17 protein-coding genes are annotated in these 17,439 nt (G+C 72.9%); 12 read left to right on the top strand and 5 right to left on the bottom strand.

Going from position 1 to position 17,439, the window contains the following annotated elements; all coding sequences use genetic code 11:
• The first annotated feature begins 28 nt into the window (after positions 1-28).
• Complete coding sequence (locus tag IE107_RS00710) at positions 29-796, top strand: VOC family protein (RefSeq protein WP_189539827.1); 768 nt, start codon at positions 29-31, stop codon at positions 794-796.
• Positions 797-832: 36 nt separating this feature from the next.
• Positions 833-2,194, top strand: coding sequence for a 3-carboxy-cis,cis-muconate cycloisomerase (gene pcaB / locus IE107_RS00705; protein ID WP_189539826.1), 1,362 nt, complete (start codon positions 833-835; stop codon positions 2,192-2,194).
• Here pcaB and IE107_RS00700 read toward each other — a convergent pair.
• The gene (locus IE107_RS00700) at positions 2,166-2,507 is read right to left on the bottom strand and encodes a hypothetical protein (RefSeq protein WP_189539825.1); all 342 of its coding nucleotides are present in this window, start codon (positions 2,505-2,507) and stop codon (positions 2,166-2,168) included. The two genes, pcaB and IE107_RS00700, sit on opposite strands and share 29 nt — an antisense overlap.
• Positions 2,504-3,379: a GNAT family N-acetyltransferase gene (locus IE107_RS00695; protein WP_308434197.1), complete on the bottom strand. Its 876-nt coding sequence runs from the start codon at positions 3,377-3,379 to the stop codon at positions 2,504-2,506. The genes IE107_RS00700 and IE107_RS00695 overlap by 4 nt, the downstream gene beginning before the upstream one ends.
• Before the next feature lie 20 nt (positions 3,380-3,399).
• On the opposite strand from IE107_RS00695, the gene IE107_RS00690 reads away from it, so the two are divergent.
• From IE107_RS00690 to IE107_RS00675, 4 genes are all read left to right on the top strand, one after another.
• Positions 3,400-3,822, top strand: coding sequence for a hypothetical protein (locus IE107_RS00690; RefSeq protein ID WP_189539823.1), 423 nt, complete (start codon positions 3,400-3,402; stop codon positions 3,820-3,822).
• 84 nt (positions 3,823-3,906) lie between these two features.
• Entirely contained in the window at positions 3,907-4,557 is a 651-nt protein-coding gene (locus tag IE107_RS00685) for a thioredoxin-like domain-containing protein (RefSeq protein ID WP_189539822.1), read from the top strand.
• 26 nt (positions 4,558-4,583) lie between these two features.
• Positions 4,584-5,210 (top strand): DUF305 domain-containing protein, encoded by a 627-nt coding sequence (locus IE107_RS00680; protein ID WP_189540552.1) that lies wholly within the window; start codon positions 4,584-4,586, stop codon positions 5,208-5,210.
• A gap of 137 nt (positions 5,211-5,347) precedes the next feature.
• Complete coding sequence (locus IE107_RS00675; protein ID WP_189539820.1) at positions 5,348-6,601, top strand: ROK family protein; 1,254 nt, start codon at positions 5,348-5,350, stop codon at positions 6,599-6,601.
• A gap of 76 nt (positions 6,602-6,677) precedes the next feature.
• Here the strand turns inward: IE107_RS00675 and xylA are convergent, their stop codons facing one another.
• Positions 6,678-7,847, bottom strand: coding sequence for a xylose isomerase (gene xylA, locus IE107_RS00670; protein ID WP_189539818.1), 1,170 nt, complete (start codon positions 7,845-7,847; stop codon positions 6,678-6,680).
• Between the two features lie 218 nt (positions 7,848-8,065).
• Between xylA and xylB the strand changes: the two genes are divergently transcribed.
• The 5 genes from xylB to IE107_RS00645 all read left to right on the top strand — a co-directional run bounded on the left by xylB (position 8,066) and on the right by IE107_RS00645 (position 14,145).
• Positions 8,066-9,547 (top strand): xylulokinase, encoded by a 1,482-nt coding sequence (xylB, locus tag IE107_RS00665; protein ID WP_189539816.1) that lies wholly within the window; start codon positions 8,066-8,068, stop codon positions 9,545-9,547.
• A gap of 63 nt (positions 9,548-9,610) precedes the next feature.
• Positions 9,611-10,885, top strand: a complete 1,275-nt coding sequence (locus IE107_RS00660; RefSeq protein ID WP_189539814.1) for a VWA domain-containing protein — start codon at positions 9,611-9,613, stop codon at positions 10,883-10,885.
• 2 nt (positions 10,886-10,887) lie between these two features.
• Positions 10,888-11,727 (top strand): hypothetical protein, encoded by an 840-nt coding sequence (locus tag IE107_RS00655; protein WP_373302386.1) that lies wholly within the window; start codon positions 10,888-10,890, stop codon positions 11,725-11,727.
• Positions 11,728-12,000: 273 nt separating this feature from the next.
• Positions 12,001-13,368, top strand: a complete 1,368-nt coding sequence (locus tag IE107_RS00650; RefSeq protein WP_189539810.1) for a cytochrome P450 — start codon at positions 12,001-12,003, stop codon at positions 13,366-13,368.
• 240 nt (positions 13,369-13,608) lie between these two features.
• Positions 13,609-14,145, top strand: a complete 537-nt coding sequence (locus IE107_RS00645) for a DUF4232 domain-containing protein (protein ID WP_189539808.1) — start codon at positions 13,609-13,611, stop codon at positions 14,143-14,145.
• A gap of 74 nt (positions 14,146-14,219) precedes the next feature.
• On the opposite strand, the gene IE107_RS00640 is transcribed toward IE107_RS00645, so the two are convergent.
• Positions 14,220-14,420, bottom strand: a complete 201-nt coding sequence (locus IE107_RS00640) for a hypothetical protein (RefSeq protein ID WP_373302378.1) — start codon at positions 14,418-14,420, stop codon at positions 14,220-14,222.
• 88 nt (positions 14,421-14,508) lie between these two features.
• Positions 14,509-15,333 (bottom strand): SAM-dependent methyltransferase, encoded by an 825-nt coding sequence (locus IE107_RS00635; RefSeq protein WP_189539806.1) that lies wholly within the window; start codon positions 15,331-15,333, stop codon positions 14,509-14,511.
• A gap of 214 nt (positions 15,334-15,547) precedes the next feature.
• On the opposite strand from IE107_RS00635, the gene IE107_RS00630 reads away from it, so the two are divergent.
• Positions 15,548-17,434: a UDP-N-acetyl glucosamine 2-epimerase gene (locus tag IE107_RS00630; RefSeq protein ID WP_189539804.1), complete on the top strand. Its 1,887-nt coding sequence runs from the start codon at positions 15,548-15,550 to the stop codon at positions 17,432-17,434.
• The last annotated feature ends 5 nt before the right edge of the window (positions 17,435-17,439 follow it).

Raw genomic sequence — 17,439 nt, 5'->3', positions numbered from 1 at the left:
GCGTCCACACCACCGCGGAGGAACCCGAATGAAGCTCACCGGACCGGTACCCGGCGGCCCCTGCTGGATCGAGCTGAGCACCTCCGACATCCCTGCCGCCAAGTCGTTCTACGCGGCCCTATTCGGCTGGCGCTCCGAGACCGATCCGCGTGAGGAGGCGGGCGGCTACACGATGGCGCGCCTCGGCGACGAGCGGGTGGCCGCGCTCAGCCCGATCTACCAGCCGGGCCGGCCGACCGCCTGGACGGTCTCGTTCGCCACCGACGACACGGACGCCACGGTCGAGCGGGTGAAGTCGGCGGGCGGCTCGCTGCTCGTCGGCCCCATCGACGTCTTCGACCAGGGCAGGTTCGCGGTCGTCGCCGATCCCTCGGGGGCGGTGTTCTCGCTGTGGCAGAAGCGCGCCTTCGCCGGTGCCGAGCGGCTGAACGACCCCGGCGCGCTCGGCTGGGTCGAACTCGTCACCCGTGAGGCCGACCCGGCGCTCGCTTTCTATCCGGCGGTCCTCGGGTGGACGGTGAACGCCGCGTCCGAGCGGTACACGCAGTGGGGTGTGGCCGGTGAGGACTTCGGCGGGATGCTGATCATGGACGAGAGCTTCCCGCCGGAGGCAATGCCGAACTGGGTCCCGTACTTCGCCGTTACGGATGTCGATGCGACGGCAGCCACGGCTCAGGGGGCCGGTGGCGAACTGCTGGTGCCGCCGACGGACATCCCGGACGGGCCGCGGATCGCGGTCGTCCGTGACCCGCAGGGCGCGGTGTTCGGCATCCACCGGACGGGCAGCGAAGGCTAGGGCCGTGTGGCCCCGGGGTCTCCTGGAGTGCAGCCGATGTACGAGAGCGATGCCGGACTGCTCGCCCCCGGGCGGGCCGGCTCCCCCGCCGAGACTGCCACCGGCGACAGCGCCTTTCTGCAGGCGATGCTGGACGCCGAGGCGGCACTCACCCGCGCCCAGGCCGTGTGCGGGCTCGCCCCTGCGGAGGCGGGCCGGGCGGTGACCTCGGCCGCGGCCGAGGCCGGCCGCTTCGACGTACGGGACCTGGCGCTGCGCGCACGCGCGGGCGGCGATCCGGTCGTCCCGCTGGCCACGGCGCTCGCCGCCGCGGTGGGGCAGGACGTCCAGCCGTATGTGCACCGGGGCGCGACCAGCCAGGACATCCTCGACACGGCCGCCATGCTCGTCGCCGCGCGGACCCTGGCCCCGCTGCTCGACGACCTGGCACGGGCCGCGGACGCGGTGTCACGGCTCGCCACCGCGCACCGCAACACCCCGATGGCCGGCCGGACGCTCACCCAGCACACCGCACCGACCACCTTCGGTCTGAAGGCTGCGGGATGGCGGGCACTGATCCTTGACGCGAGGGACCGCCTCTCGGTCGTACGGGAGTCACTGCCCGTACAACTCGGCGGCGTCGCAGGCACGTTGGCCGCCTTCGAGGCGCACGCCCCCACCGAGGACGTCGACGGGATCGAACCCGGACTGCCCCTGGTCCAGGCGTTCGCGAGCGAACTGGGTCTCGCCGAACCGCTGTTGCCGTGGCACGCCCTGCGCACCCCGATCGCCGATCTGGCGGGCTCGCTCGCCTTCACGGCCGGGGCGCTCGGCAAGTTGGCGGCCGATGTACTCAATCTGTCCCGCACCGAGATCGGCGAGGTCACCGAGGGGCACGGCGATGACACGGCCGTCATGGCACACAGGGCCGATCCGGTGCACGCCACGCTGATCGCGGCGGCCGCACGCCGGGCCCCCGGGCTGGCGGCGACGCTGTACGGCTCGCTCGCCGCCGAGGACGAGCGGCCCGCCGGGGCCTGGCACGCCGAGTGGGAGCCGCTGCGCGAACTGCTGCGGCTCGTCGGCGGGGCCGCGCACCGCGCAGCCGGACTCACCGGCGCGCTGCGCGTCGTCCCGTACGCCATGCGGGAGAACCTCCAGCTCACCGACGGGCTGATCGTCTCGGAGCGGCTGGCTGTCGTGTTCGCGGAACGGATCGGCCGCAAGCGTGCCGAGGAAGTCCTGATCGGCGCCGCCGACCGGGCCCGCGCGGAGACCACGGACCTGGCCGACGTACTCACCGACGTGCTCGACGAGGAACCCGAGCTCGCCGGTCTCGACCTGGGCGAACTCACCGACCCCGCCCGGTACACCGGCTGCGCCGGTTCCCTCACCGACCGCGCGCTCGACCGCGGCTGACCGGGGCGCTGCGCCGTCCGGGACCGGCACGCCCGGGCACCTGCCCCGCCCCGCACGCCTCGGAGCAGCCGGCCTCGCGCGCGATGATCCGGACGGCGTGTACGGCCATGGACAAGACCGGGCGGTCCACGACGTCCTCGGGCAGCGACCCGGCTGCCACCGGGTCGGCAGCCGGCCGGGAGGCGGGCAGGGCGGCGCCGCTGCCGCGCCGGCCGGGCCGGGTGTCGGCGCGGCAGGGTCCACCGAGCGGGACCGATCGGCGCGGCTCGGCGGGGACGACGCGAACAGCCCGCACCGCTCCCGTCGCGGTCAACCCTGCGCTCCGTCCGCGCGGAGCCTGGCGTGCAGATGCATGTCGTGCCAGCCGTCGGCGTGCAGATGGGAGCGGCGCCGGGTGCCCTCCAGGGCGAAGCCCGTCTTGACGGCCACCCGGCAGGACGCCTCGTTCAGCACGGAGTGCGCGAGTTCGAGCCGCTCGAACCCGATCTCCTCGAAGGCCCAGTGCGCGAGCGCCGAGACGGCCCGGGGCGCCAGGCCGCGTCCGCGGGCGGCCGGCAGCACCCAGTAGGCGCACTCCGCCTGACCGATCCCGGGGATCAGGGAGCGGAGCGAGATCCGGCCGAGGACTTCCCCGATTGCGTCGCCCGCTCCCAGCGGACGCACGACGGCCCAGTGGGCCGCGGTCTCGCTGTGCCAGGCGTCCCGCCACTGCTCGATCCAGTCGCGCGCCTCGTCCTCGCTGTCGGCCCGGCGCAGATGCCAGTGCTGGATCGCCGGATCGGAGAAGGCGGTCATGACCGCCGGTGCGTCCTCCCGTCGCCACGGCCGCAGGAGCAGGTCGTCGGCGACGGCCAGAGCCGGCTGGGCAGACTCCGCGAAGCGCCCCGGGGGAATGTGGGGCGGCACCAAGTACGGCATGGGCGCATCATGGCACGGTGACGGCTGCCAGGGCCGCTTTTCACGGCCGGCGGGAACCCGTACGAACGGGCCCGTTCGGCCCACCTGCTCGTCGGCCGCCTGCACAGCCTGCACATGGTCGGCGAAGCCCGCCACGACGATCCCGGTGTCCGGTTCGACGGACTGCCACCGGTGGCCGAGGCCGCCCGCGCGCTCGCGGGCGTGCCGGTCGCGCGAGGGGGCAGCTGCCCGGCAGCCACCCCGTCCACCCCCTCTGTGAAACTTCACGCACCGCGTACGATGACGGGATGAACGGGCTGAGCGAAGGGATGCGCCGACGCACGCGGGGCAGCTGCGCGTCGGCCGTGTCCGGCTGGCTGTTCGTGCTCTTCGCCATGGTGTCGTGCTGTTCGATCACGGCCCCGGCCGCACACGGCTCGGGCGCCCACCCGGCGGCCGTCGCCCGGACCATCACGCCCACGCAGCAGGCGCTCGCGCGGATCGTGGTGGCCGACGCTCCCGAGGACCGGGGCGCGGGCAGCTCCTGCCACGGCACCTCCGAGCACTCGACCCCGGTCGTGCTGCCGGTCCAGAGCGCGCCCGCGGCCCTTCCCGGTACGACCGTCACCGCTCCTGTCGCCCCCCTGACCGGCGCGGCCGCGATCCGCGGCCCGTCCAACGACGCCGTGCGGGAAGTCGACCATCTCCGTCTGCAGGTTCAACGGATCTAGAGGCAGGCCCCGTTCCCCGGGACACCCGGGGAACGGACTCCGCATGCCCTCAGCTCCCCTCTTGTCGAACCGAAGGACTCCCCCATGGCATCCGCCAACCAACAGAACACGTCTGCCTCCGCACGCCGCGCCAAGCTGGAGGAGGCCCGCCGCCAGGAGCGGGCCCGCGAGCGGCGCGGTCGCATCATCACCATCACCGCTTCCGTCGCCGTGGTCGCGGCGCTCGTCGTGGGCGGCGGCTATCTGATGTCCGCCGCCGACGACAAGGAGAAGGCCGAGGTCGAGGCCAAGTCCTCGGCGGTGAAGGGCGAGCGGACCTGGGACAAGCTCACCCGGGACCACGTCGAGAAGAAGGTCGACTACCCGATGAACCCGCCGGTCGGCGGAGATCACAACCCGGTCTGGATGAACTGCAACGCCGACGTCTACACCAAGGCGATACCGAAGGAGAACGCCGTCCACTCCCTGGAGCACGGCGCGGTGTGGGTCACGTACACGAGCAAGGCGAAGCCTGCCGACCTCGAGAAGCTCCGTGAACGGATCGAGTCGACGCCCTACTCCCTGATGAGCCCGGTCGAGGACCAGGCCGCCCCGCTCATGCTCAGCGCCTGGGGAAAGCAGGTGACGGTGACCGGCGCGGCCGACGCGCGCGTCGAGCAGTTCTTCACCAAGTACGTGCAGGGCCCGCAGACCCCGGAGCCGGGCGCGGCCTGCACGGGCGGGGTCGCCCAGTGACGTCCACGGTCCGCTCCTCGCGTCCGATGGTGCTGGCCGGCGGTGCGGTGCTGCTGCTGGCGCTGGGACTGGTCGTGCTCATGCTCGTACGACCGTCCTCGTCCGCGGGGCCCGCGACCGCCGCGGGCTCCGCCTCCGCGGCGCCCTCGGACACCTCGGTCGATGCCGGGTTCGCCCGTGACATGTCGGTCCACCATCAGCAGGCGGTCGAGATGTCGTTCATCGTCCGGGACCGCACGTCCGACGAGGCGGTGCGCCGGCTCGCGTACGACATCATCAACACACAGGCCAACCAGCGCGGCATGATGCTCGGCTGGCTGGAGATGTGGGGCCGGGCGAAGTCCTCCTCCGCCCCGCCCATGGAGTGGATGGGTCACACCTTCACACCGAGGGGCGACGGTTCGCTGATGCCCGGCATGGCGACCGACACCGAGCTCGACAGGCTGCGGGCGGCGAAGGGCAAGGACGCCGAGGTGCTGTTCCTGAAGCTGATGACCTCGCACCACCGTGCCGGCGCCGAGATGGCTCAGGCGGCGGCCGGCTCCGCGGACACGGATGCGATCCGGAACCTGGCGGCGGGCATGGTGCAGGGCCAGCAGTCGGAGATCGCACTCATGGCGGACATGCTGAAGGAGCGCGGCGCGAAGGCCTGAGTGCCGCGCGCCCGGTCTCCCCGACGGTCCGTTCGCGGCGGGTCGCCTCCCCCGCGAACGGGCCGTCCCCGCACCCGCGCGGCCGGAAGCTGCGGCCCGCCGGTTCGCACAGCAGATCGCATAGGCTCGGCCCCGACATGAAGAGCAACGTCACACCGCTGGGGCCCAAGGCCGACAAGGACACCGTGCGCCGGAGCAACCTCAGTCTGGTACTGCGGGCCGTCCGCGACGAGGCCGAGGGCGGAGCGACCAGGGCCACGGTCGCCGCACGGGTGGGACTGACCCGGGCCACGGTGTCCTCACTCGTCGAACAGCTGCTCGGCATCGGATTCCTCACCGAGTCCGGCAAGACCTTCAGCGGGCAGGCGGGCCGCCCCGGGACCGTACTCAAGGTGGCGCGCACCGGGCCCGCCGGACTCGGCGTGGAGGTCAACATCGACTACGTCTCGGTGTGCGTCGTCGACCTGGCAGGCACCGGACGGGTGCGGCTCACCGAACACCTCGACAATCGCGGCGCACCGCCGGCCGAGGTCCTGGCACGGGCGGCCGGGATCGCCGCGCGCACCCTGGAGTCGGCGCGCGAGCAGGAGCTGTTCCCGGTGGGGGCGACACTCGCACTGCCCGGACTGGTTTCGGGCGGTACGGTGCGCCAGGCGCCCAATCTGGGCTGGAACCGGGTTCCGGCCCGTGAACTCTTCGCCGCCGCGCTCGCCGTCGAGCGTCCCGGCGGTACGGCGCTGCCGGTGCGGTCGGAGAACGAGGCCAATCTGGCGGCGCTGGCCGAGCTGTGGTTCGGCGGGCTCGACACGATCCGCAGCTTCCTCTATCTGACGGGCGAGATCGGTGTCGGCGGCGCCCTGGTCATCGGCGGTGAACTCCTGCGCGGGGCGCACGGGTTCGCCGGAGAGATCGGGCATGTGGTGGTGGACGCCGGGGGACCGGAGTGCCGGTGCGGCTCGCGGGGTTGTCTGGAGCAGTACGCGGGACAGGCGGCGATCCTGCGGGCCGCCGGGATCGAGGAGCCCGGCGGCGGAGCCGGGGTGGCCGAGCTGGAACGGCGTGCCCGGACGGGGGACGAACGGGCGGTGGCCGCGGTCGCGGAGGCCGGCCGGATGCTGGGGCGGGTGCTGTCGGGGGCGGTGAATCTGCTCGACCCGGACGCGGTGGTGCTGGGCGGGGTCTACCGGAACCTGATGCCGTGGCTGTCGCCGCCCGCCGACGAGGAACTGACCGGCCGTGTGGTGTCGGGGCTCTGGTCCCCCGGCAGCGGGCGGCTGCGTGCCTCGTCCGTCGCGGGTGACGCGGCACGGGGCGCCGCGGCGCTGGTGCTGACGGAGGTGCTGGCCGACCCGATGGCATACGCGGGCCGCGCGACCGGCGGAGCGGACTGAACGGACACCCGGGCGGCCGTACCACCGGTCACCCGGTCCCACACCGCCCGGCGGTGCGGGACCGGGTGACCCGGGCTCAGCGGACCCCGAGCAGGTGGTCCATCGCCAGCTGGTCCAGTACTTCGAACGCCATCCCCCGTTCCGCCGCCGCGTCCACGTCGAACTCCTCGAACGCCGACCGGTCGGCCAGCAGCCCGGCCATGCCTTCCGGTGCGGTGGGGCGGGCCAGTTCGTCGAGCCGGGACGCGCGCAGCGCTTCCCGCACGGCGGGATCGGCGCGGAAGGCGGCGGCGCGCTCCTTGAGGATCAGGTAGTTGCGCATGCAGCCCGCGGCCGACGCCCAGACCCCGTCGAGGTCCTCGGTGCGCGGCGGCTTGAAGTCGAAATGGCGCGGGCCCGCGTATCCGGCCGTCTCCAGCAGGTCGACGAGCCAGAACGCCTGGCGCAGATCGCCCGCGCCGAAGCGCAGGTCCTGGTCGTACTTGATGCCCGACTGGCCGTTCAGATCGATGTGGAAGAGCTTGCCCGCCCACAGCGCCTGCGCGATGCCGTGCGGGAAGTTCAGCCCGGCCATCTGCTCGTGTCCGGTCTCCGGGTTGACGCCGACCAGCTCCGGGCGCTCCAGGCGCTCGATGAAGGCGAGGGCGTGGCCGATGGTCGGCAGCAGGATGTCGCCGCGCGGCTCGTTCGGCTTGGGCTCGATGGCGAACCTCAGGTCGTAACCCTGCTCGGTGACGTAGTCGCCGAGCAGGTCGAAGGCTTCCTTCATGCGGTCGAGGGCGACCCGGACGTCCTTGGCGGCGCCGGACTCGGAGCCCTCGCGTCCGCCCCAGGCCACATAGGTGGTGGCGCCCAGCTCGACGGCGAGGTCGATGTTGCGCAGGGTCTTGCGCAGCGCGTAGCGACGCACGTCGCGGTCGTTGGCGGTGAACGCGCCGTCCTTGAACACCGGGTGGGTGAAGAGGTTCGTCGTCGCCATGGGGACGACGAGACCGGCCGCGTCCAGCGCCTGCCGGAACCGCTTCACGATCCCTTCGCGCTCGGTTTCCGGCGCGCCGAACGGAATCAGGTCGTCGTCATGGAACGTCACGCCGTACGCGCCCAGCTCCGCGAGGCGCCGCACGGATTCGGCCGGGTCGATCGGCGCGCGGGTCGCGTCGCCGAACGGGTCTCGCCCCTGCCAGCCCACTGTCCAGAGCCCGAAGGTGAACCTGTCGTCGGGGGTGGGCGTGAAGCGTTCCGTCATCTTCTGGCCGCCTTCGGTGCCGTCGGGCCCAGGAGCACCGAGGCGCCCCGGATTCATTTGTTCAGTGACATGACTAATGATGCACGGCCCGCGTCCCGCACGTAACCCCGCACCACGGACCCCTGTCGCACAGGCAGTCGGTGACGTAATTTGTTCCGCGCACATCCAAATCCCCCGACCGCGTCCCGCACCCCGCACAGCAGAGGAAATGAGGGCCCATGCCGCCTCGTACCGTCGTCATCGGCGTGGACAGTTCCACCCAGTCCACCAAGGCGGTCTTCGTCGACGCCGCCGACGGCCGGCTGCTCGCCGTCGGCCGCGCCCCGCATGCCGTCAGCGGTACGGCGGGGGCCCGCGAGAGCGACCCGGAAGGATGGTGGCAGGCCCTGCGCGACGCCGTCGCCGCCGGGCTGGCGGAGTCCGGAGCGCCCGCGTCGGCCGTGACCGGCATCGCGATCGCCGGGCAGCAGCACGGGCTGGTCGTCCTCGACCGGTCGGGGCGCCCGCTGCGACCCGCGATGCTGTGGAACGACACCCGCTCCGCCCCGCAGGCCGCCGCGCTCACCGAGGCGCTGGGCGGACCGGACGCCTGGACCGCGCGGACCGGATCGGTGCCGGTGGCCGCCGTCACCGCGTCGAAATGGCGGTGGCTGCGGGAGAACGAACCGGACCACGCCGCCGCGACCGCCGCCGTGCGACTCCCCCACGACTTCCTCACCGAACGGCTCGCGGGCACCGCCGCCACCGACCCCGGCGACGCCTCGGGCACCGGCTGGTACTCCACCGCGACCGGCACCTACGACCCCGAGCTCCTCCAACTCATCGGACTGGACGCCGCGTTGCTGCCCGAGGTGGCCCGGACCGGCGCGAGCCGCGTCGGCTCGCTGACCGCCGAAGCGGCCGAGGCGCTGGGGCTGCCCGCCACGGTCGCGGTGGCGGCGGGCACTGGGGACAACATGAGCGCCGCCGTCGGCCTCGGACTGGGCGGCGCCGGGCTCCTGGACCACCCCGTCCTCAGCCTCGGCACCTCGGGCACGGTCTTCGCCGCCTCCCGGACCCGGCCCGCCTCACCGGCGCTCTCCGGCTTCACCTCGGCGGACGGCACGTACCTCCCGCTGGCCTGCACCCTCAACTGCACGCTCGCCGTGGACAAGGTCGCCGCACTGCTCGGCCTGGACCGCGACGACACGTCCCCCGGCGGCGGGGCGGTGCTCCTGCCCTACCTCGACGGGGAGCGCACCCCCGATCTGCCCACCGCCTCCGGCCTGCTCACCGGGCTCCGGCACGACACCACGCCGCAACAACTCCTCGGCGCCGCCTACGAGGGCGCCGTCGTCACCGTACTGCGCGCCCTCGACGAACTGCTGCGGGCCTGCGGCCTCGACCCGGCCGATCCCGAGGTGGCCGCCCGACCGCTGCGTCTGATCGGCGGCGGTGCGCGGGGGCACACCTGGGTGGAGACGGTGCAGCGACTCTCCGGCCGTCCCGTGATCGTGCCCGGCGGCGGCGAACCGGTGGCGATGGGCGCCGCCGCCCTGGCCGCGGCGGCGGCCACCGGCGCCGACCCGGTCGCCCTCGCCGTCGGCTGGCGCACCGGCGAAGGCGCCCAACTGCCGCCCGTCGAGCGGGACTCGGCCACCTGGGAGCGGATCGGTTCGGTGCTGGGCCGGGCCTCGGGCCCACTGCTCGGCGGTTTCTGACGGTCCCACGGCGGCCTGCGGACCGGTTTGGGGAAGCGAAGCGATCTTCACTAGTATCCGGCGATGATCATAAGAAAAAGGCTGACGGTCGGGGTGGGCATACTGCTCGCCACTCTGACCGCCGGGCTCGGTTCGGCGCTCCCCGCCGCCGCCGACGAAGCCCCCGCCAAAGCTTCCCCCAAGGTCGAGCTGGTGCTCGACGTCAGTGGATCCATGCGGACCCGTGACATCGACGGCCAGTCCCGGATGACAGCCGCCAAGCAGGCGTTCAACGAGGTCCTGGACGCAGTGCCCGAGCAGGTGGAGCTCGGCATCCGGACCCTCGGCGCCGACTACCCGGGCAATGACCGCAAGGTCGGCTGCAAGGACACCAAGCAGCTCTACCCGGTCGGCCCGCTGGACCGCACCGAGGCGAAGACGGCGGTCGCCACCCTGGCCCCCACCGGCTGGACCCCGATCGGCCCGGCCCTGCTGGGCGCCGCCGACGACCTCAAGGGCGGCGACGCCACACGCCGGATCGTACTGATCAGTGACGGCGAGGACACCTGCGGCCCGCTCGACCCGTGCGAGGTCGCACGTGACATCGCGGCCCGCGGCATCCACCTCGTCATCGACACCCTGGGCCTGGTGCCCAACGCCAAGATCCGCGAACAGCTGACCTGCATCGCCGAGGCCACCGGCGGAACGTACACCGCGGTCCAGCACACCGATGAACTCTCCGGTCGTGTCAAGCAGTTGGTCGACCGGGCCGCCGAGCCCGTCGTCACCCCGGTGGCGACCGAGGGCGCGGACAGCTGCTCCTCGGCGCCGCAGCTCAAGGCCGGTCTCTACACCGACCGCGAGAAGCTCGGCCAGCACCGCTGGTACCGGGTCGACGTGCTGCCCGGCCAGGAACTGCGCGCCTCCGTCAGCGTCTTCGCCGACCGCGCCGTGAACAACGACTACGGCGTGCTGCTGCGCGCACTGACCGTGCACGGCCGGGAGATCGTGCGGGGCTCGGAGTCGGGCACCGGGCGTACGGACGCGATCTCCTCCGGCCTGCGCTACCCGAAGGCCGAGACGGAGGACACGGACAGCGAGAAGCCGGCCGCCGAGACCGTCTGCCTCCAGCTCAGCAACTCCTTCTCGGCCCCCGCCTCGGTGAAGGCCTCGCCCGGTATGCCGGTCGAGCTGACCGTCGACCTGGTGGACGCCCCGGACGACGCCGCGGACCCCGCCGCGTTCGGTCTCGGCCGCGGCTGGTGGCTGCTGGGCGTGCTGGTGCTCACCGGACTGATCGCGGGCCTGGTCTTCGGCTGGATCTCGCGCTGGCGCGTCGCCGTCTGGAGGACCAACTGATGATGCGTACGACACGCGCGTTCGCGGGTGCGCTGCTCGCCGGGCTCGCCCTGCTGACCTCGGCGGGCGCCGCGGTGGCCGACGACCCGTCGGCGAGCCCGAGCGCCTCCGAGGACAGGGCGGCCCCCACCGAGGCCGGCACCACCTTCCGCACGGCGACGGCCCTCCAGCAGAACCAGCGCGCCACCGCCGAGGCGTCCACGGGCGACTACCTGTACTGGGTGTTCCCCGCCGACGCCGGCCAGCGGGCCACCGTCAAGGCGAAGATCACCCTGCCCGAGAGCGCCACCCGGCACGGCACGTCGACCTGGCAGGTCGATGTGTACGACGGGCTGCGGCGCCGCCAGGCCTGCATGTACGGCCGCCAGACCGGCAAGGCCGCGGCCGACGCACCGGCGGTCGAGCTGACCTGCGTGCTGCGGACCGTCCGCGCCTGGTCCGAGCCGTGGGCCGACGACCCGCTGCCGGGCAGCTACTACGTACGCCTCACGGTCGTCGATCTGCCGTCCGCCGACCTCGGCCTTCCGGTGCGGACCGAGGTCGAGATCACCGCGGCCGACAAGGGCGGGGCCGGTGATGTGGACGGCACGCTCGCCGAGCCGCTGGTACCCGGAGTGTCCTCCGTCGAGCAGGCCTCGGACGACTCGGCGGACGGTGGCGAGGACGCCTCGTCCAAGGTCTCGCTCGGCAGCGAGCCCGAGGACGGCTGGGCCTCGGGTTGGTGGACCGACCGTTGGCTGTGGACGATCGGCGGCGGAGTCCTGGGGGCGCTCGCGGCGCTCTTCGGCTACTCCCTCACCCGCGGCAGCGGCCGCCCGTCCCGGGTCCCGCCGGGCGTCTGACCCGCACACCGCGTGCCGTGCCCCGGACCGGGGCACGGCACGCGGTGGCACCGCACCGCTGGACGGGTTCGGGCCCCGGGCCCGTCCGGCGGTGGCGGACGGCGCCTTCTCCGCCACCCCGCCGCCCTCCCGGCCCCCAGGACGGCGCCGCGCGGCTACTCTCGACAACTCACGTACCGCACAAGGCCGATGGCATGCTCCACGGCAGGCGGTACCACTGAAGTCAGGTCGCCACGCACCTGATCGGGTGCGCCACAAGGAGCGGAGACTCTCATGTCCACCGAGACCGGCCCGGCCATTGACACCGAGCCGCGGAGCCACAGGATCGTGCCCGGCCCGAAGGGGCTGCCGTTCCTCGGAAACCTGCCACAGTTCGGAAAGAACCCCCTCGCCTTCTTCGAGCGCCTGCGCTCCCACGGGGACATGGTGGGCTGGCGATTCGGCCCCAACTCCTGTGTGTACATAGCCGATCCGGACTGCATAGGTGAGCTGCTCACCGAGACGGAACGCTCCTTCGACCAGCCGGCCCTGGGCATCGCCTTCCGGACCGTGATGGGCAACGGCGTCGTCGTCGCCCGGGGCACGGACTGGCGGCGGAAGCGGTCGCTGGTGCAGCCCTCCGTACGGCCCAAGCAGGTGCGGTCGTACGCGGCGACGATGACGAGCAGCACGGTGGAGCTGGCGGACACCTGGTCCGGCGGTGAACGCGTCGACATCAAGCGGGAGATGGCCGCGCTGACGCAGCGGATCGCGGTGCGCACCATCTTCGGCGTCGACACGGCGGCCGATGCCGAGGCGATGGGCCGGGCGATGGATGTGGCACAGCAGGAGATCGGCAAGGAGTTCGCCGGCATCGGCGCGTTGTTGCCGGACTGGGTGCCGACTCCAGGACGGGCCAGGATCAAGAAGGCCGCTGCGGTCATCGACGCCGAGGTGGGCCGGGTCGTCGCCCGCCACCGCGACGGCGCGGACGAGCGGCCCGACCTGCTGAGCAGGCTGTTGGCCGCGGTCGACGAGACCGGCGCGCACCTCACCGACCAGGAGATACGCGACGAGACGGTCACGCTGTACATCGGCGGCCACGAGACGACCAGTTCCACGCTGGTGTGGGCCTGGTACCTGCTGTCCCGCAATCCGCGGGTGCGCACCGCGCTCACCGAGGAGCTGGACCGGGTACTCGGCGACCGGGAGCCGGAGTTCGACGACTTCGCGCGGCTGACGTACACCCAGTCCGTGGTCAAGGAGACCCTGCGCCTCTACCCGACGATCTGGCTGGTCACCGGGGTCGCGAAGGAGGGTGCGCACATCGGCGGCGTTCCGATGCCGGAGGGCACCCGGGTGTGGACCAGCCAGTGGGCGACACACCGCGACGCGCGTTGGTTCCCCGAGCCGGAGGAGTTCCGCCCCGAGCGCTGGGATCCGGAGACGGGCGACGACATCGCGGAGTACGCCTGGTTCCCGTTCGGCGGCGGCCCCAGGGTCTGCCTGGGCACCCGGTTCGCGATGGTCGAGGCGGTGCTGATCCTGGCCGTGCTGGCGCGCCGCTTCGAGCTGGACGTGGACCCGGGCGTCATAGATCCGGTGCCGTCGCTGACGCTCCAGCCGGACCGGGAGGTGATGGCCACGGTCCGGACGCGGTGACGGCACACGGGGCGGGGCGGAAAGCGTCGCACGGCCCGCCCCGGCCCATGTGTACGCCCTGGTCCACACGTACGCCGCGGCCCACGCGCGTACCCCGCCCCGACACCGCACACACCGAACCGATACGCCCGATCTGTCGCGGAGTTCGGGCCATCCGGTTCACACTGTCCATGTCGGCCGCGCCGGCCGACGGGCCCTCCGGCCGCTTCCGCAGGCTGCCGATCCAACGGGAGAAACATCATGCACCTCCGCTCCGCACTCGCACCCGCACTCTCCGTCACGGCCGCTCTGGCCCTGACCGGCACCGCCGCCCCGGCAACGGCCGGCGCCGCACCCGCCGGGACCGCGAGCCGCCTCGGAACCTGCCAGGAGAAGGCCCTCGAAGTGCACGCCGAACCCGGTGGACAGCGGAACGTCGCACGGATCAGCGTCACCAACAACAGCGCCCGGAAGTGCGTGGTGGACCGGATCCCCACGATCACCTTCAGGGGCCTGGACGGCTCCGCCGGGGCCGTCCCGCCCGCCGGGAGCGGACCCTACGTACTGGCCGGCGGCGGGCGGGCCTACGCAGCGGTGCGCACCGCGGACCCAGCGGCCACCGAGGGCCATGTCGTCGGCAGCCTGTCCGTGGCGGCGGACCCCTCCCACCTGGGCGTGACCTTCCGCGCGGCCACCGTGGGCATGCCCGAGGGGGTCCATGTGTGGGAGCCGGTGACCACGCTGTGGCAGCAGTCGCGCGCCGCGGCGGACGGCGCGCTGGCGAACACGCCGGTCTGACCGGCGGGCGTACGCACACCGCCCGCAGGACGCGCCCCGACGGACCGGGGCACGGTCTGCGCACACGGCGGGTTCTAGCCGTGCAGCAGGACCGGGAAGGCCTCCATGCCGTTCTGCGCCATCACCGGGAGCCTGCGGACCTCTTCGTCCGCGATGGCGGCCCGCAGCCCCGGGAAGCGCCCGAACAGTGCGAGCAGGGCGATCCCGGCCTCGATGCGGGAATGGGCCGCCCCGGGACAGAACCGCCCCGGGACAGATGTGGGGGCCGTGGCCATTCTGCCTCTTGCAGCAATCGCCCGGCCGCCGGCCGCGCGGACATCCGCGGTCCGGCGGCCGGGTACGGGCGTCAGGCCCCGGGGCGCGTCACTCCTTGACGCCGATGCCCCCGAAGGCGTCGACCTCGGCGGAGACCGTCGCGCTGTCGGCGTCGGGTCGCCACTCGCTGAGCCGGACGAAACCGGGGTCGAGGATCCGCAGCCCGTCGAAGAGCGTGACGATCTCGTCGGGCTCACGCACGTAGTACGGCACCGCGCCGCTCTCGATGTACGCCTTCTCCGCGGCGATCATGCCCTCGCTGGTACGCGTGCCGTCGTACATCACGAGGTAGCTGCCGGTCGGCAGCCCGGCCATCAGCCGGCCCACCACCTCACGGGCCTTCGAGAAGTCGTCGGCGTGACCGAGGATGCCGAGCAGCATCAGGGCCACCGGCCGGTCGAAGTCGAGCGTCTTCGCCGCCTCGGCCAGGATGGTGTCCGGATCGTAGAGGTCGGCGTCGATGTAGTCGGTGACGCCCTCGGGGGAACTGGTCAGCAGGGCACGGGCATGCGTCAGCACGAGCGGGTCGTTGTCCACGTACACGATGCGCGTCTCGGGCGCGATCTCCTGGGCCACCTGGTGGGTGTTGTCCGCCGTGGGCAGGCCCGTCCCGATGTCCAGGAACTGCCGGACACCATGGTCCTCCACCAGATGACTCACCGAACGCCGCAGGAACTGCCGCCCCGCCACCGCCACGTCGACGAGCCCCGGGAAGAACGCCTTGATCTGGTCACCGACCTCGCGGTCGACCTCGTAGTTGTCCTTGCCGCCCACGAAGTAGTTCCAGAAACGGGCGGAATGAGGCCTCGTGGTGTCGATCCGTTCCGACACCGGCTTGGCGGGAGGGGTGACGGACGACTGCTGCTCACTCATGGAGACCTCCGAACGCGAAAGTGATCAAGCTCTGGCCTTAACCTACCTGGACGTGGCGAAACTTATGGCCGGATTCGTCTCTGAATCCGTCTCTCCTGGTCGGCCCACACCCTCGGTGGCCGGTGCGGCCCCGCGCTGGTTGACTGTCGTGGCGCCGGCCGCAGGGACGGCACGGGGGCCCCCGGGTGGGCCGGGGCGGATGAGAGGCGTGCGGATGACGTTCGGGCGGGCCGGGTGGGTGCGGGTGCCGGTGGGGGACGACGCGGCACGGTGGGCGACGCGGGGGAAGTGCCTGCGGGTACTGGTCGTCGTGCACAACGTGACCGCCGCGACGCGGCTGCTCGACGTGCTGCCCCTGTTCGACGACGATCTGCGGGTCCAGCTGCTGGCGACCTGCACGGGATCGTCGGCGTTCGCGGCCGGCACCGCCGAGTTGCTGGCCGACACCGGGGTGCCGGTGCTGCCGTGGGAGCAGGCGGTCGAGACAGCGGTCGACCTGGTCGTTTCCGCCAGCTTCGGCGGCCAACTGGAAGCATTTACCGGGAAGTTGGCCATCCTGTCGCACGGTGTTGGATACACTAAGAGGCTGGCAACACCGGACACCGGACACCGGACACCGGACACCGGACACCGGACGCCGGACGCCGGACGCGGGTCGGGGTCGGGGTCGGGGTCGGGGTCGGGGCCTGCGCCCGTGTTCGGGCTCGCGCCTCAGTGGCTGCTGTCACCCCGCGGCACCCCCGTCGCGGACGCGCTCGTCCTCTCCCATCCCGAACAGTACGAGCGGCTGCGCGCCGCCTGCCCCGAGGCCGCTCCGGCCGCCGTACTCGCCGGGGATCCCTGCTACGACCGGATCCTCGCCGCACGGCCCTACCGCGAACGCTTCCGCCGTGCGCTGGGGGTTCGGCCGGGGCAGCGGCTCGTCCTGCTCAACTCGACCTGGAACCCGGAGTCGCTCTTCGGTGACGGCGGGGAGGTCCCGGACGGCGGCGATATCGTGGCGGCGCTGCTGGACCGGCTCGCCGACGAGTTCCCCGTGGACGAATACCGGTTCGCGGCCGTACTGCACCCCAACATCTGGCACGGCCACGGGCCCGGTCAGATCCGCGCCTGGCTCGACCGCGCCCGGCGCGGCGGGATGGCGCTGATCGATCCACTGAGCGGGTGGCGCCAGGCCCTGCTGGCCGCCGATGCCGTGATCGGGGACCACGGGTCCGTCACCTTCTACGCGGCCGCCCTCGGTACCCCCGTGCTTCTGGGAGCCGTGCCGCTCCACGCCCTCGACCCCGATGCACCGATCTCCGCGTTCATGCGGGAGGCACCGCGGCTCGTTCCCGACGCGCCCCTGCTGCCGCAGATCGGGGAACTCCTCGCCCGTCACCGGCCGTTGCCCGGCCCCGCCGAGTTCACCACCTCCGTGCCGGGCGAGGCCGCGGCCCGGCTCCGGAAGATCTTCTACTCGATGATGGGGGTGCCGGAGCCCGACCGGCCCGCATCTCTGGAGCCGCTCCCGCTGCCCGGTCACGAGCCCGGAACGGCCACCGTCCCGTTGCGGGTCCTGACGCGGGTGCTCGGGCCGGGAGAGATCGCGGTCAGCCGCTGGACCGGGGCGGGGCCGGAGACCGGGTCGGCTCCCTGCGGCGAACTGCACATCGCTGTCCACGAGGACACCCGCGAGGTGGACCAACTGGATCTGGCCGATGTCGTCTTCCGGGACGGCGCGCCCGACGACCCGCGCTTCGGCTCCCCGTCGATCTGGACCGCCGAGGTGCTCCGCCGCCACCCGGGCTGCTCCCTGGCGGCCTATGTGACCGGCCCTTCCGCGTGCGTGGTCCGGGTGCGCGGCCAGGCGCCGCTCCGCATGGTCGCGATGCCCGCCACGAGTGCCGGGGCCGCGTCCGCCGCGGATGATGTGTCCGCCGCGGACCCCGCCGTGTACGCCTCCGCCCTGCACGCCTGGCTGGCCCCGGACGGTCGCGAACCGGGCGCGGTGGAACGGCGGCTCGCTCGGGCAGTGGCCAAAGGGCTCACCGTGCGGACGGGTGCCCGGCTCCACCGCGTACGGCTTGTTCCTCCGGCGCCCGAGGAGAAAACGGGGTGAGCGGG

Origin of the sequence: Streptomyces gelaticus, from assembly GCF_014649535.1 — a bacterium.
GTDB classification, from domain to species: domain Bacteria; phylum Actinomycetota; class Actinomycetes; order Streptomycetales; family Streptomycetaceae; genus Streptomyces; species Streptomyces gelaticus.
This window is presented reverse-complemented; position numbering and strand designations above follow the sequence as displayed.

Coding starts and splice junctions, on each gene's coding strand:
- IE107_RS00710 (WP_189539827.1), top strand. CDS start 29: ATGAAGCTCACCGGACCGGTACCCGGCGGCCCCTGCTGGATCGAGCTG.
- pcaB (WP_189539826.1), top strand. CDS start 833: ATGTACGAGAGCGATGCCGGACTGCTCGCCCCCGGGCGGGCCGGCTCC.
- IE107_RS00690 (WP_189539823.1), top strand. CDS start 3,400: ATGAACGGGCTGAGCGAAGGGATGCGCCGACGCACGCGGGGCAGCTGC.
- IE107_RS00685 (WP_189539822.1), top strand. CDS start 3,907: ATGGCATCCGCCAACCAACAGAACACGTCTGCCTCCGCACGCCGCGCC.
- IE107_RS00680 (WP_189540552.1), top strand. CDS start 4,584: ATGGTGCTGGCCGGCGGTGCGGTGCTGCTGCTGGCGCTGGGACTGGTC.
- IE107_RS00675 (WP_189539820.1), top strand. CDS start 5,348: ATGAAGAGCAACGTCACACCGCTGGGGCCCAAGGCCGACAAGGACACC.
- xylA (WP_189539818.1), bottom strand. CDS start 7,847: ATGACGGAACGCTTCACGCCCACCCCCGACGACAGGTTCACCTTCGGG.
- xylB (WP_189539816.1), top strand. CDS start 8,066: ATGCCGCCTCGTACCGTCGTCATCGGCGTGGACAGTTCCACCCAGTCC.
- IE107_RS00660 (WP_189539814.1), top strand. CDS start 9,611: ATGATCATAAGAAAAAGGCTGACGGTCGGGGTGGGCATACTGCTCGCC.
- IE107_RS00655 (WP_373302386.1), top strand. CDS start 10,888: ATGCGTACGACACGCGCGTTCGCGGGTGCGCTGCTCGCCGGGCTCGCC.
- IE107_RS00650 (WP_189539810.1), top strand. CDS start 12,001: ATGTCCACCGAGACCGGCCCGGCCATTGACACCGAGCCGCGGAGCCAC.
- IE107_RS00645 (WP_189539808.1), top strand. CDS start 13,609: ATGCACCTCCGCTCCGCACTCGCACCCGCACTCTCCGTCACGGCCGCT.
- IE107_RS00640 (WP_373302378.1), bottom strand. CDS start 14,420: ATGGCCACGGCCCCCACATCTGTCCCGGGGCGGTTCTGTCCCGGGGCG.
- IE107_RS00635 (WP_189539806.1), bottom strand. CDS start 15,333: ATGAGTGAGCAGCAGTCGTCCGTCACCCCTCCCGCCAAGCCGGTGTCG.
- IE107_RS00630 (WP_189539804.1), top strand. CDS start 15,548: ATGACGTTCGGGCGGGCCGGGTGGGTGCGGGTGCCGGTGGGGGACGAC.